Genomic DNA, 13304 nt, shown 5'->3' with positions numbered 1-13304 from the left:
GTCCGATCTCAGCGCGGGGTCACGGTAGCGGCAGCCTCGGCCTTCGGCTGAACCGGCCGCACCCGGTCGCCGTGGCGCAGGAAGCTGCTGGCCCGCGCGACGACGGCCTCACCGGATCTTAATCCGTCGCGAATTTCCATGAAACCGTCCGCCGCGAGGCCCGATTCGACCTTGCGGGCCTCCACCTTGCCGTCATCCACCACGTAGACGAGGGCCGATCCGTCGATCCCGTAGAGAACGGCGGAGAGCGGGACCGCCACCGAGTTGCGCCGCGCGACCTCGACCTTGCCGCGGGCGAAGGCGCCGATGCGCAGGGAAGGGTCGCGGTCGAGGCTGATGCGGATCTTGCCGAGCCGTGTCAGCCGGTCGATCTCGGGGTCGATCCGTCGGACCTTGCCGGTCACGATCCGTCCCTGCTCCGCCTCGAGCCGCACGATGTCGCCGCGCTTGATCCGCGGCATCCATGTCTCCGGCACTTCGCCTTCGAGCTCGATCTCGCCGCGCGCGATCAGCCGGAACAGGGGTTCGCCGGTGGACGTCGCCGCCGCGCCGATCCTGGCGGTGCGGCGGTTGACGATGCCGCTCTCCGGCGCCTTGATGTCGGTGCGCGCGCGCTTCAACGCGATCTCAGTGCTCTGCGCCCGCGCCGCGGCGAGATCGGCCTCGGCGAGCTGCAGCCCGCCCTTCGCGGAAGCGAGCCGGCCCTCGCTGCCCTGAGCCGCCGAGACCCGCTGTTCCAGCACCGCCGCCGTGGCATTCCCGGTCTTGATGAGGGAGCGGGCGCGCTCCAGCGACAGGTTGGCCTCGACCTGGGCGGCCTCCGACTGGACGATCTGGCTGCGGGCCTGGACGATCGCCGCCTGGCTTTTCGCGATGGCGGCGAGGTTGGCGGCTTCCTGGGTGGCGATCATCTCCAGGGAGAGCCGCGCCAGGACCTGGCCCTTCTCGACCTCGGCGCCCTCTTCCACGAGCAGTTCGGTGATGCGGTAGCCCTCGATCTCCGGCGCGACCAGGATCTCGTCGCGCGGAACCAGCGTTCCGGTGACGACGGCCTGCTCGACGATCTCACGCTCGGCGGCCGGCACGATGGTGACGGCAGGGGCCGGAGCCGTTGCATCGATGGCCGGCGGTGCCTCGACCGCGTGGAGCGCACCGGACATCGTGAGGAGAGGCAGAACCGTGAGGAGCCGAAGCAGGCGCATGGATACTTGGCTCACCATTCGGCGGATCGTACCGGGTAGATCGGGCGATGCGAGGGCGCTCCTGCACCGCGACACCGGCGTTTTCATGACGATCCGGGCGTTAAGGTTTCGTCTTTTGCACGTTTTGTCGATGCGACACGCCTACTTGCCTGTCATCTGAAGGCTCGAATTCCGTCGAAAGGAGCCGGGCCTCCTCACCGCCTCGCCGCCAGGGCCTGTTCCAGGAACGCCGCTGCGGAGAGCGCTCGCTCGTCATGTCCGAAACCCGCGATGATCTGGACGCCGAGCGGTGGGCCGTCTCCCGGCACGGGCACGGTGACACAGGGCACGCCCATCATCGTCCAGAGCCGGTTGAATCGGGAATCGCCGGTCGAGGCGTAGCCGTCCGGCGCAAAGCCCGGTGCCGAGAGGGTGAGGACGACGTCGATATCGGCGCTCCGCAGGATGTCCCTGAGGCTGCGCCTCGCGTGATGCGCGACACGCCTCGCCGCGTCGTAGGAGGCGGCGTCGATGGCCTGCGCCGCGTCGAGATGGGCGCGCAGCAGCGGCGGCAGGTCATCGCGGTGAGCGGCGTATTCCCAGGCGAGAGCCTGAGCGGATTCGAAATCCTGGATCGTTGCGTGCTGGTCGAACGCCTCCTTGAACAGCTCGGGCAGCGTGAAGGCACGGATGTTCGCGCCAGCAGCTTCCGCCGCCGCCCGTGCGCGGTCCAGGGCGCCGAAAGCTTCCGGCTCGGCCGGATCGCAGTATTCCGGGAGCAGCAGCCCGATCCGCGGCACCGAGGCCGGCCGCTCGATCTCGGGCCGGCCGGCGATGAGCGCGAGGGCGCGGGCGGCATCGGCCGCGCTGGCCGCGAACAGGCCGAGCGTGTCGAGCGTCCAGGAGAAGCATTTCACCCCCACCGTCGGCAGCAGCCGGAACGACGGCTTCACGCCGACCACGCCGCAATAGGCCGCCGGGCGGATCACCGAACCGCCGGTCTGCGTGCCGAGGGCCAGCGGCAGCATGCCTGCGGCGACCGCCGCCGCCGAACCGGAGGACGAGCCGCCGGGAGTCCGGCCGGGCGCGCGCGGGTTGCGGGTCTCGGTCGGGTCGATGAAGGCGAAGGCGGTCGTGGTGGTCTTGGCGAGGGGCACTGCGCCGAGGCGCTTCAGCCGCGCCACGATCGCCGCATCGGCGCGCGGCTGCCAGCCGGCATGGATCGTGGACCCCATCTGCGTCGGCAGATGCGCGGTGTCGATGATGTCCTTGATGCCGACGGCGATACCGGCGAGGGGACCCGTCTCCGGCACGACGGGATCGGGATCCGTCGCCACGAGGGCGCGAACCGCCGGCTCGTGCTCGGCCATCGCCTCCCTGGTCAGCGCGACCGCCTGCGACGGGGTCAGCGAGCCCGCCTCGATACGGGCGCGCAGCGACAGGAGCGAGAGCATCGGCATCGTTTGGCTCGCAGGGTGACGGTCGGTCGGAGATGGGCCGGCACGCGACCCGAGGCGGGAAGGAGTGGGAGGCCCGTACGGGTTCGGCGTCGCGAGGTTACCGCGAGGCCCCTCCCCCGATGGTCGGGGTGATGGCAGGAACCTCGGGAGAGGTCCAGCGGAGGGGCCATCAGAGAGCCTTCGGAGGGACTCGCGCCCGCGCAAGACGGACCGGGCTGCGGAAGACTCGGTCCGACTTGTCACTGCCCGGGGCCTTGCGGCTCCGCTTTGGTCTCTCTCATGCATCCCGCTTCGGCTAGAGCATCATCCCGAAAAGCGGGAACCGGTTTTCGGAAGAAAACGATGCCGTAGGGAGATGAATCGCGGTTGCGTGCTCGGGATGCACCCGTGGTCGAATGCTTTCCGGGCGAGGGATGTGGGTGGACGATGGTGGAGGTTGAGACGCAGGCGGCCAAGGATCGCGTGGGGATGATGAGCCAGTCCCTGCGCCGTGCCATCGTCGAGCGCGCCTTGGCGCCCGGCGACCGCCTGCCGGAGGATGCTTTGGGCGAGCGCTTCGGCGTCAGCCGCACCATCGCGCGGCAGGTGCTGGGGCAGCTTGCCGGAGAGGGGCTGGTGGAACTGCGCCGCAACCGGATCGCCATCGTGGCGACGCCGAGCTGGGAGGAGGCGCGCGACACGTTCGAGGTCAGGATTTCGCTCGAACGGCTAGTGGTCCAGCGCCTGGCCGGCCGCCTGACGCCGAAACAGGAAGCCGCCCTGCTCGCCCATATCGACGAGGAGGATGCGGTTCGCGGCGGACCGGATGCGCCCTCCATCCGCCTCGCCACCGAGTTCCACCTGCTGCTGGCGCGGATGACCGGAAGCCCGGTCCTCGTCCGCTACGTGGCCGAACTCGGCTATCGCTGCGCCCTGACGCTGTCCCTCTACAGCCGCCCGCATTCCTCGGATTGCGCGGTCAACGAGCATCGCGAGATCGTGGCGGCCCTGGTGGCCGGCGATGTCGACCGGGCGACGCACCTGATGGATCATCACCTCGACGCCGTCGCCGTGCGCGCCCGCATCGTCGCCGAACCGCCGCGCGACCGGGACCTGAGCCGGGTCCTGGCTCCCTACGTCACCGAGAGGAGCGGAACGCGGCGGCGGACCGGGTAAGGCAAGGGGTCGCTCCCCCCGTCAGGCTGCCTCCTGCTCGAACGGCGTAATCCTCTCGATATCCGCGCCGATCTCCCGGAAAAGCGATTCGATCTCGAACTGCTTCTGCAGGTTGATCCAAAGGTCGGGACTGGTCTTGAAGAAGCGCCCCAGACGCAGCGCCGTGTCGGTGGAGATGCCGATTTCCTCGGCGGCAATGCGCTCGATCCGGGTTCGCGGCACCCCACAGGCCCTGGCGATCTTACCGGCGCTGAGGCCGAGGGGGACCATGAACTCCTCGCGCAGAACCTCCCCGGGATGCATGGGCGGAAGAACCGCCTCGGTGTGGTCGTCGAGCGGCATGGCGCTGGGATCCCTCATGGCCGGCGGTCGTCTCAATGATAATCGATGATCTCAACCTCGGTCGGCCCTGCCTCGGTCCACCGAAAACACACGCGATAGGCGCCGTTGATCCAGATGGCGTGCGTACCAACCCGGTCATGAAGCAGCGGGTGCAGTTTGTTTCCCGGCGGCTGTTTCAGATCGTTCAGCGAGCTCGCTGCATCAAGGTAACGAAGCTTGCGGCGGGCGGCGCTCAGGATCGACGACGGAATGCCCTTCGGCTGACGACCGTGGAAGACGGCTTCCGTCGCTTCGTCGGCAAAGCTCAGGATGGCCACCACGTCACCGTCATTCGTCGCGAGAATATGTATCTGTAGACGATACACTTTGTCAAGAGTGCGTATCTGTCGATGATACATCGTCATTCAGCCGCGACGTGATTTTTGGGGCGTCGCCGCAAAGCTGCATCACGCCGCCGATCATCCGGCCTTAACACCTCGGCAACCCTGAAAGCTTAGGCCCCTGTCCTCGGAAAGCCGGCCCTGACAGGAGATGCACGCCTTGCGCGATCCCTTCGTTCCCGATGCGCTGGCCGAGCGGCTCCGGGCCAAGCGGCGCAACACGAGGCCGGTCGCCGACCTCGTCTGCGAACCCGCGAGACCGCTCTTCGCCGAGTTGCTCGACGGGCGCGGGCACGGAACCGGACAGTTCGTCCGGCTGTCGCAGGGCATGGTCGAGCGCATCGCCAGGGTGATGCGCGAGGAAGTGACGCGCGAGGAAGCCTGACCGTCCGGGCGGTGCCGCATCCCGCCGCCCGCTGTTCCGGTTCGCCGCGAACGGCCGTACAGAACCGGCGATGGACCTCAGACCCTACCAGCGCGCCAGCCTCGATGCCCTCTACGCCTCGTGGCGCAACGATGCCGGCGACGGGCTGATCGTCCTGCCCACGGGTGCGGGAAAGGCCTTCGTCATCGCCGCCCTGGTGCGGGAGGTGATCGCCGATCGCCCCGAGGCCCGGATCGCCATCGTCACCCATACCCGCGAGCTCATCGCCCAGAACTACCGGGAACTCGTGGCCTATTGGCCGCAAGCGCCGGCCGGGATCTATTCCGCCGGCCTCAACCGGCGCGATACCGCGACGCAGATCCTGTTCTGCGGCATCCAGTCGGTCTGGAACCGCATCGAGGCCATCGGCGCCTTCGACGTCGTCGTGGTCGACGAGGCCCACCTGATCCCGCGCAATGCCGAGACCCGCTACGGTCGGTTCCTCGCCGCCTTGCGCGATGCGCGGCCCGACCTGCGCGTCGTCGGTCTCACGGCCACCCCGTACCGTCTCGATAGCGGCCGCCTCGACGAGGGCGAGGGACGGCTGTTCGAGCGCATCGTCTACGAGGCCAATGTCGGCGACCTGATCTACCAGGGCTATCTCGCCCCGCTGATCTGCAAGGCGACCGCCACGGCGCTCGATGTCTCCGGCGTCGCCAAGCGCGGCGGCGATTACATCCCCGGTGCGCTGGAGGCGGCGGTGAACCAGGATTGGATCACCCGCGCCGCGGTTGAGGAGATGGCCACCTTCGGGAGCGACCGCCGGGCATGGCTCGCCTTCTGCGCCGGCGTCGCCCATGCCAAGGCGGTGCGCGATGCGGTCCGGGCGGAGGGTGTCAGCTGCGAAATGGTGACGGGCGAGACCGGCAAGCGCGAGCGCGACCGGATCGTGCGCGACTTCACGGCCGGGCGCCTGCGCTGCCTCACCTCCGTCGGCGTCCTGTCCACCGGGTTCAACGTGCCGCGCGTCGACCTCATCGCCCTGTTGCGGCCGACCCAGAGTACCGGCCTCTACGTCCAGCAGGTCGGGCGCGCGCTCCGCACCGCGCCGGGCAAGGCCGATGCGCTGATCCTCGACTATGCCGGGCTGGTGCGGATGCACGGTCCGGTGGACATCGTCACCGCCCGCAGCGCCGCCGCGATCAAGGGACGCGAGAACGAGGTTCGGGCCAAGCCCTGCCCCGACTGCGGCGCGCTCATCGCCCTCAATGCCAGCACCTGCGAAGGCTGCTGGATCGAGCCCGATGAGACCGAGGACGATGGGCCGAGCCACGAGGCGTCGGCCGAGGACGAGCATCCGATCCTCTCGCGCGATGTTCCGGTCTGGCGCGGCGTCACCCGATGGCGACTCGGACGCCATGCGGCCTCGGACAGTCTGGAGGTCGACCTCCACACCGAGGACGGCGCCAGCCACCGGGTGCGGATCGCCCTGGAACAGACCGGCTATCTCCGCGAGAAGGCGGTGCAATGGTGGCGCCAGCTCGGCGGAGGGCGGGACGTGCCGATGACGGTCGACGAAGCCCTGGCACGGGTGGACGACCTCAGCCGGCCGGCCGCGATCCTGATCCGGGCCAATGGCCGCCTGTCCGAGAGCATCAGCTATCGCTTCCCGGACGGCCGTACCTTCGTCGACACGCGGCGGCTGGCCGGAGCCGAGGCCTGACCGCGCACTCCGTCTAGGCGGAGACGCCGTGCTTGGTCAGCAGGCGTTCGGCGCTGTCGTTCCAGACCTCCATCGTCACGATCAGCCCGTCCCGGACGGTGAAGCGGTCGACGTAGCGATTGCCCTCGAACGGTGTTCCATCCGGCCATTCGCCGTAGAGCGTGCCGAGGCTGTAGACCGTCGTGAACCCCTCCCCCGGCACCACGTCGAGCCGCTCCATGCGCTTCTTCACGCGAGCGTAGCGACCGGCATTGAACGCGGTCACCTCGCGCGGATGCCGGAAGACCCGGGCACCGGTGAAGACGATCTCGATCCCCGGCGCCATGTAGCCCGCCGCCGTTTCCGGATCGGGCACCATCGAGGCTTCGAGATACGCGGTGACGATGGCTGCGTCGGTCTCGGTCCGGGTCTTCTCGATCGTGGTCTTCTCGGTCGTGGTCGTCTCGCTCATGGTTCCGCTCTCCGGTTGATGCCGAGAGTGCTCCAAGCTCGGCCAAAGTGCATGCAATAAGTGTATGCACTTTGGCGCCAAAGCAGGCAGACGGGCGATCCAGTCGCTAAATCCGTCAGGTTTTTCAAGCGTATGGCATATGGCACGGCGGTTGCGGCCAGAGATGCAAATCCTCCGGAGATCGCCCCCATGCGCAAGCACAGCCCGTCGCCGATGACCCGACGTCTCGCCATAGGGGCGACTGCCCTGATCGGTCTGGCGATAATCACGCCGGTCCGGGCGGCCGAGACGATCAAGATCGGGCTCGTCACCGCCCTGTCCGGCCAATCGGCCAAGTCGGGCGAGGCGATCTCCCGCGGCATCGGTCTTGCCATCGACGAGATCAACGCGGCCGGCGGCGTCCTCGGACGGCCCCTCGAACTTGTGTCCCGCGACGACGAGGCCAATCCGTCGAAGGGCGTGCTCGCCGCCCGCGAATTGATCCAGCGCGTGGGCGTCGTCGCCCTCGTCGGCGGCCTCGACACGCCGGTCTCGATGGCGATCGTACCCATCGCCAATCAGATGAAGGTTCCTTTCCTCGGCCCCTGGGCGGCGGGAACTGGCATCACCCGCAACGGCGCCGCCGACAATTTCGCCTTCCGCGTCTCGGCGGTGGATGCCCTCGTGGACGAGGCGCTCGTCGCCTACGCGGTCAAGACCTACCAGGCGAAGAAGCCCGGCATGATCCTGGTCAACAATGCCTGGGGCGAGTCGAACCAGCAGGGTCTCACGGCGGCCCTGAAGACCGCCGGCCTGCCCGCCGCCGGGATCGAGAAATACGAGGCGTCCGACGTCGACATGGTGCCTCAGCTGACCCGGCTGAAGGAGGCCGGCGCCGATACCCTGTTCATGGTCGGCAATGTCGGTCCCTCGGCCCAGGTGGTGAAGTCCCTCGACCGGATGGGCTGGAGCGTCCCCGTCGTGTCGCATTGGGGTCCGGCCGGCGGCCGTTTCGACGAGCTTGCCGGGCCGAGCGCGGCCAAGGTCCATTTCATCCAGACCTTCACCTTCGCCGGCAACGGCTCGCCCAAGGCCGTGGCCGTGCTCGATGCGCTGAAGGCGAAGTATCCGGCGATCAAATCCATGGCCGACGTGACCCCGGCGGTCGGCATCGCCAATGCCTATGACCTGACGCATCTCCTGGCCCTGGCGATCAAGGAGGCCAATTCCACCAAGGGACCCGACGTGCGCGACGGCTTCTACAAGATCTCGACCTATCCCGGCCTGATCAAGACCTACGACAAGCCCTTCGCCCCGGACCGGCACGACGCGCTCGGGCCGCAGGATTACGTTTTCACGCGGTTCAAGGACGGCGAGATCGTCGCGGTGACGAACTGATCCCCTCGCCCGCTCCGTAACCCCATTCTCCCCTCCCGCGATTTCACCCGTCGCGGCCGCTGCGCGGCGCCTCAGGATGAGGCCGCGAAGGAAAGATTGGGGCCTCGTCGCCCACGAGATTCCGTCAACAAGAGAGCATTCCATGCTGACCGGCTCCCTCGTGAGCGGCCTCGGTCTCGGGAGCATGTACGGGCTCATCGCCCTCGGCTTCCACGTGACCTATGCCGTCTCCGGCACGGTGAACTTCGCGCAAGGCAGCGCCGTCACCCTCGGTGCGGTGCTCGGCTACATGCTCGGTGTCACGCTGGGCTGGCCGATGCCCCTGGCGGTCGTGGCGGCCCTGGCCGGCTGCGCCTTCCTCGGCATCGTGGTCGAGCGCATCCTGGTGCGGCCCTTCGTCGAGCGGAACTCGGATGCCTGGCTGCTCGCCACCGTGGCGGGCGGCGTGGTGCTCGACAACGTCATCCTGTTCACCTTCGGCAAGGAGCCGCGCAGCCTGCCCTCCCCGCTCGCGCGCAACCCGGTCGACCTGTTCGGAACCGGGATTTACCCGCTGCAGATCGTGATTCCCGTGGTCGGCCTCGCCGTCGCCTTCGCCATCCGCACGGTGTTCCGCCGGACCGATCTCGGCCGCGTCTTGCTGGCGGTGGCGCAGAACGCCGATGCCGCGCGGCTGATGGGGATCGACGTGCGCCGCACCGTGGCCTGCGCCTTCGCGCTCTCGGCCCTGCTCGCGGGGGCGGCCGGCCTCCTCATCGCGCCGCTCTTCTCGGTCTCGGCCGAGATGGGCACCCTGTTCGGCATCAAGGCCTTCGCCGTCGCCATTCTCGGCGGCATCGGGTCCGCCACCGGAGTGGTGCTGGCCGGCCTGCTCTACGGCGTCGTCGAGGCACTGGTGACCGGCTATCTCGGCTCCGGCTACACCCAGATCGTCGTGTTCTCGGTGATCATCCTCGCGCTGGCCCTGCGCCCCGACGGCCTCCTCGGCCGGGCCGCCGTGAACAAGGTCTGAGCCGATGCGCGCCGGAACCGCCGCCCTGCCGCTCGTCATCCTCGCCCTCACCGCGGCGGGGATCGGGCTCGTCGCCGTCACCGACGGCTACAGCTACTTCATCATCGCCCTCGTGGCGCTGACCACCCTCGCCGGGACGGGACTGAACGTCCTCCTCGGCCTCACCGGCCTGATCTCCTTCGGCCATGCCGGCTTCTACGCGATCGGCGCCTATGCGAGCGCCATCCTCACCCTGTCGGGGATCAGCTTCTGGCTCGCGCTCCCTGCCGCCGGCCTGCTCTCGGCCGTGCTCGGCGGACTCCTCTCCATCCCTGCCATGCGGGTGAAGGGCCCCTACCTCGCCATGGTGACGATCGCCTTCGGCTTCATCGTCGAACATGGGCTGATCGAGGGCGGTGCACTCACCGGCGGCCAGAACGGCCTCGTCATCGCCACCGGCCCGACGCTGTTCGGACATCCGTTCCTGGAGCGCGAGCTCGCCATCCTGTCGGTGCTCGGCGCCGGCCTCGCCCTCTACGGCTTCCACCGCCTCGCGCGGAGCCGTCTCGGCCTCGCCATGCGGGCGGTGCGCGATGCCGATGTCGCCGCATCCTCGCTCGGTTTCGACCCGGTGCGGGTGAAGACCCTGGCCTTCATGATCTCGGCGGCGCTCACCGGCCTCGCCGGAGCGGTGCTGCCGCCGCTGATGCTGTTCATCGCGCCGAGTTCGTTCCCCTTCACCCAGTCGATCCTGTTCGTGCTCTCGGTGGTGGTGGGCGGTGCCGGCACCGTGCTCGGGCCGCTCTTCGGTGCCCTCGTCACCGTCCTCCTGCCGGAGACCCTGTCGGGGCTCGCGGAATACCGCCTGCTGTTCTTCGGCCTCGCGACGCTGGTCGTGCTGTGGCTGGTGCCGGCCGGCATCGTCGGCAGCCTCGCCCGGCTCCTGCCGCGCCGCGCCTCCGAGACCGCCCCCAAATCCGCCGGCGACGTCGCATCCTACCTCGCGCAGCAGCGATCCGAGGCGCTGTCGGTGGAGGGGATCGGCATCACCTTCGGCGGCATCAAGGCCGCGCAGGATGTCTCGCTGTCGGCCGCCCCCGGTGCCGTCACCAGCATCATCGGCCCGAACGGTGCCGGCAAGACCACCGTGCTCAACATGGTCTCGGGCTTCTACCGCCCGAGTGCCGGTGCGATCCGCCTCGCCGGGCAAGATGGCGCGGGCCGAAACCTCGCCGGCCTTCCCGCTCACCGCATCGCGCGTGCGGGGATCGCGCGGACCTACCAGACCACGCGGCTGTTCGGCTCGCTCTCGGTCCTCGACAACGTGGCGCTCGCCATCGCCCCCGGCCGGTTGTTCCGGGTCGGAATGCGAGGCGATTCCGCCGAGGCCGCCGCTCTCCTCGCCTTCGTCGGCTATGCCGGCGCGCTTCACCGCCCGGCCGCCGAACTGCCTCACGTGGACCGCCGACTCGTCGAGATCGCGCGGGCCCTGGCGGGCCGGCCGCGCGTCCTCCTCCTCGACGAGCCCGCGGCGGGCCTCACCCGCGCCGACACCGACCGGCTGGGAGAACTCCTGCGCCGCATCGCCCGCTGCGGTGTCGTGGTGGTCCTCGTCGAGCACGACATGCCCCTGGTCATGGGCATCTCGGACCACATCCTCGTCATGGATGCCGGCCGTCCCATCGCGCGGGGAGACGCCGCCACGGTGCGGGCCGATCCCGGCGTTCTGCGGGCCTATCTCGGCGGTGCCGACACGCCTGCCAGACCGCGCCAATCCCCCTGGACGGGGCCTGCGGACGCCGTGCTCTCGGCCCTCGATCTCACCGCGGGCTACGGCGCCGCCCCGGTCCTCGACCGATTGTCCCTCGACGTCCGCCCCGGCGAGACCGTGGCGCTTCTCGGCGCCAACGGGGCCGGAAAGTCCACCGCCATGCGCTCGCTCAGCGGCCTCTTGCGCCCGGTGGAAGGGGCGGTGATCCTGGAAGACCGCGCCATCGCCGGCCTTCCGGCCCACGCCATCGCCCGGCTCGGCCTCGCCCTGGTGCCCGAGGGCCGCCAGGTCTTCCCGGAATTGTCGGTGGTGGAGAATTTGCGTCTCGGCGCTCACGGACGCGGAACGCCCATCGATCCGAACGAGGTGGAGGCCCTACTCGACCGCTTTCCCCGCCTGCGCGACCGGGCCGATAGCCGGGCCGGCCTGCTCTCGGGCGGCGAGCAGCAGATGCTCGCCATTGCTCGGGGAATGATGGCGCATCCCCGCATCCTCCTCCTCGACGAACCCTCGCTCGGGCTCGCGCCGGCCATGATCAACGCCCTCTACGCCGTGGTGGCTGAGTTGCGCGACCAGGGCGTCACCATCCTCATCGTCGACCAGATGGCCGCACTGGCCTTGACCGTGGCGGATCGCGGCTACGTCTTGGAACAGGGCCGCGTCGTCGCGTCCGGAACGGCGGCGGAGCTTTCCGCCGATGAAGCCCTCGCCGCTGCCTATCTCGGCGCGGCTTGAGCATCATGGCGAACCCCATCGACAAAGAGGCGTAACGCGTTGACGAATGCTGCGAGACATCATGGCCGCTACGCCTACAGCGCCCTACCCGACCGACCGGCCTACGACTGGCCGGGGGGAAAGCGCCTCGCCGTCTATATCGCGCTCAATCTCGAAACCTTCGATTTCGGCTCCGGTCTCGGCGCCGAGCTTGCGCCCGGTGGCCCTCAGCCGGATGTGCTGAACTACGCCTGGCGCGATTGGGGCAACCGCGTCGGCGCCTGGAGGATGAAGGCGCTGTTCGACGAGCTCCGCCTCCCGGCCAGCGTCCTCGTGAACAGCCGGATCTACGAGGATTGTCCCGGCTTGATCGAAGCCTTCCGGGCACGGGGCGACGAGATCGTCGGGCACGGCCGCACCAATGCCGAGCGCCAGGGCAACCTCGATGAGGAGGCCGAGCGAGCGCTCATCGCCGAGGTCACCACCATCCTGACGCGTGAGGAAGGCAAGCCCCCTGCCGGTTGGCTCGGCCCCTGGATCTCGCAATCGCGCGCGACGCCCGATCTCCTGGCGGAAGCGGGATACCGCTATCTCCTCGACTGGGCTCACGACGACCAGCCGATCTGGTTCTCCACGCGCGATGGCGGGCGCATCCTCTCGGTGCCCTATCCACAGGAACTCAACGACATCCCCGCCATCGTCGCCAGGAAGGATTCAGGCCGCCAATTCGCCGAGACGATTGTCGATGCCTTCGACGAGATGCTGGCGCAATCGCGCGAGGCGCCCCTCGTCATGGGGATCGCCCTGCATCCCTACATCGTCGGCCAACCGCATCGGCTCCGGCCGCTTCGGGCGGCGCTCGCCCATATCGCGTCGCGACGCGACGACATCTGGCTGACGACGGCCGGCGGGATCGCGGACCATGCGCTGGCACAGGAGCAGCGGACCGTCGGTTCCGATTCGTGAAGGGTCGAGCCCTCGAAATCGGCCCCGGCCCCGTCAAAATCGCTTTTTTGCGAGCCTTCTCGCCCTCTGCCGGCGCTGTAAAGGGTGGAAGGCGCGCGGAGCTTGCGCCATATAGGGGACATGACTGAAACATCGACCTACCCCTACACCCTGGAAATCCTCAGCCCGCGGACCGAGGGTGCGACCTATCAATGGGCTATCCGCAAGGGCGGCAAGCTGGTCCAGCGATCCGATCGCAGCCTGACCAGCGAGGCCAAGGCGCGGGAGAACGGCCTCGCTCAGATCGAGAAGCTGCTCTCCGGCTTCGGCGAGCGCTGAGGCTCTTCCGGCCCTCGAACTCGGTATGCCGAGCGAGCGGTCGTGATGTGACGTCCGACCTCCGCATCCGATCTCGCTGATCGTCGTATTCCATGCCCGCGTTGGAGATGT

13 protein-coding genes are annotated in these 13304 nt (G+C 68.8%); 8 read left to right on the top strand and 5 right to left on the bottom strand.

Annotated elements, in window-relative coordinates:
* Positions 1-8 precede the first annotated feature (8 nt).
* Positions 9-1160, bottom strand: a complete 1152-nt coding sequence (locus A3OK_RS0101520) for an efflux RND transporter periplasmic adaptor subunit (protein ID WP_245259400.1) — start codon at positions 1158-1160, stop codon at positions 9-11.
* Between the two features lie 236 nt (positions 1161-1396).
* Complete coding sequence (locus A3OK_RS0101510; protein WP_019903165.1) at positions 1397-2635, bottom strand: amidase; 1239 nt, start codon at positions 2633-2635, stop codon at positions 1397-1399.
* A gap of 432 nt (positions 2636-3067) precedes the next feature.
* Here A3OK_RS0101510 and A3OK_RS0101505 point away from each other — a divergent pair, with 432 nt between their 5' ends.
* Positions 3068-3796, top strand: coding sequence for a GntR family transcriptional regulator (locus tag A3OK_RS0101505; protein ID WP_019903164.1), 729 nt, complete (start codon positions 3068-3070; stop codon positions 3794-3796).
* A 21-nt stretch (positions 3797-3817) separates the two neighbouring features.
* Here the strand turns inward: A3OK_RS0101505 and A3OK_RS0101500 are convergent, their stop codons facing one another.
* Positions 3818-4138, bottom strand: coding sequence for a HigA family addiction module antitoxin (locus A3OK_RS0101500; protein WP_026596823.1), 321 nt, complete (start codon positions 4136-4138; stop codon positions 3818-3820).
* A gap of 32 nt (positions 4139-4170) precedes the next feature.
* The gene (locus A3OK_RS0101495) at positions 4171-4458 is read right to left on the bottom strand and encodes a type II toxin-antitoxin system RelE/ParE family toxin (protein ID WP_019903162.1); all 288 of its coding nucleotides are present in this window, start codon (positions 4456-4458) and stop codon (positions 4171-4173) included.
* 220 nt (positions 4459-4678) lie between these two features.
* Here A3OK_RS0101495 and A3OK_RS0101490 point away from each other — a divergent pair, with 220 nt between their 5' ends.
* Positions 4679-4903, top strand: coding sequence for a hypothetical protein (locus tag A3OK_RS0101490; protein ID WP_155911918.1), 225 nt, complete (start codon positions 4679-4681; stop codon positions 4901-4903).
* Positions 4904-4973: 70 nt separating this feature from the next.
* Positions 4974-6605, top strand: coding sequence for a DEAD/DEAH box helicase (locus A3OK_RS0101485; protein ID WP_019903160.1), 1632 nt, complete (start codon positions 4974-4976; stop codon positions 6603-6605).
* Between the two features lie 13 nt (positions 6606-6618).
* Here the strand turns inward: A3OK_RS0101485 and A3OK_RS0101480 are convergent, their stop codons facing one another.
* A complete protein-coding gene (locus A3OK_RS0101480; RefSeq protein WP_019903159.1) occupies positions 6619-7056 on the bottom strand; it encodes a nuclear transport factor 2 family protein in 438 nt (145 codons plus the stop codon).
* A gap of 189 nt (positions 7057-7245) precedes the next feature.
* Here A3OK_RS0101480 and A3OK_RS0101475 point away from each other — a divergent pair, with 189 nt between their 5' ends.
* From A3OK_RS0101475 to A3OK_RS0101455, 5 genes are all read left to right on the top strand, one after another.
* Entirely contained in the window at positions 7246-8433 is a 1188-nt protein-coding gene (locus A3OK_RS0101475) for an ABC transporter substrate-binding protein (protein WP_019903158.1), read from the top strand.
* A 142-nt stretch (positions 8434-8575) separates the two neighbouring features.
* Positions 8576-9445, top strand: coding sequence for a branched-chain amino acid ABC transporter permease (locus A3OK_RS0101470; RefSeq protein WP_019903157.1), 870 nt, complete (start codon positions 8576-8578; stop codon positions 9443-9445).
* 4 nt (positions 9446-9449) lie between these two features.
* Positions 9450-11930 carry a branched-chain amino acid ABC transporter ATP-binding protein/permease gene (locus A3OK_RS0101465; RefSeq protein ID WP_019903156.1) on the top strand — a complete coding sequence of 827 codons (2481 nt, stop codon included), beginning with the start codon at positions 9450-9452 and terminating at the stop codon, positions 11928-11930.
* A gap of 39 nt (positions 11931-11969) precedes the next feature.
* Positions 11970-12875, top strand: coding sequence for a polysaccharide deacetylase family protein (locus tag A3OK_RS0101460; protein WP_019903155.1), 906 nt, complete (start codon positions 11970-11972; stop codon positions 12873-12875).
* A 120-nt stretch (positions 12876-12995) separates the two neighbouring features.
* A complete protein-coding gene (locus tag A3OK_RS0101455) occupies positions 12996-13193 on the top strand; it encodes a hypothetical protein (RefSeq protein ID WP_018042694.1) in 198 nt (65 codons plus the stop codon).
* Positions 13194-13304 lie beyond the last annotated feature (111 nt).

Source organism: Methylobacterium sp. 77 (assembly GCF_000372825.1).
Classification (GTDB): domain Bacteria; phylum Pseudomonadota; class Alphaproteobacteria; order Rhizobiales; family Beijerinckiaceae; genus Methylobacterium.
The sequence above is the reverse complement of the archived record's forward strand: the minus strand, read 5'-3'. Positions and strand labels throughout refer to the sequence as shown.

Coding starts and splice junctions, on each gene's coding strand:
- A3OK_RS0101520 (WP_245259400.1), bottom strand. CDS start 1,160: ATGTCCGGTGCGCTCCACGCGGTCGAGGCACCGCCGGCCATCGATGCA.
- A3OK_RS0101475 (WP_019903158.1), top strand. CDS start 7,246: ATGCGCAAGCACAGCCCGTCGCCGATGACCCGACGTCTCGCCATAGGG.
- A3OK_RS0101455 (WP_018042694.1), top strand. CDS start 12,996: ATGACTGAAACATCGACCTACCCCTACACCCTGGAAATCCTCAGCCCG.
- A3OK_RS0101480 (WP_019903159.1), bottom strand. CDS start 7,056: ATGAGCGAGACGACCACGACCGAGAAGACCACGATCGAGAAGACCCGG.
- A3OK_RS0101510 (WP_019903165.1), bottom strand. CDS start 2,635: ATGCTCTCGCTCCTGTCGCTGCGCGCCCGTATCGAGGCGGGCTCGCTG.
- A3OK_RS0101505 (WP_019903164.1), top strand. CDS start 3,068: ATGGTGGAGGTTGAGACGCAGGCGGCCAAGGATCGCGTGGGGATGATG.
- A3OK_RS0101465 (WP_019903156.1), top strand. CDS start 9,450: ATGCGCGCCGGAACCGCCGCCCTGCCGCTCGTCATCCTCGCCCTCACC.
- A3OK_RS0101485 (WP_019903160.1), top strand. CDS start 4,974: ATGGACCTCAGACCCTACCAGCGCGCCAGCCTCGATGCCCTCTACGCC.
- A3OK_RS0101470 (WP_019903157.1), top strand. CDS start 8,576: ATGCTGACCGGCTCCCTCGTGAGCGGCCTCGGTCTCGGGAGCATGTAC.
- A3OK_RS0101500 (WP_026596823.1), bottom strand. CDS start 4,138: ATGCCGCTCGACGACCACACCGAGGCGGTTCTTCCGCCCATGCATCCC.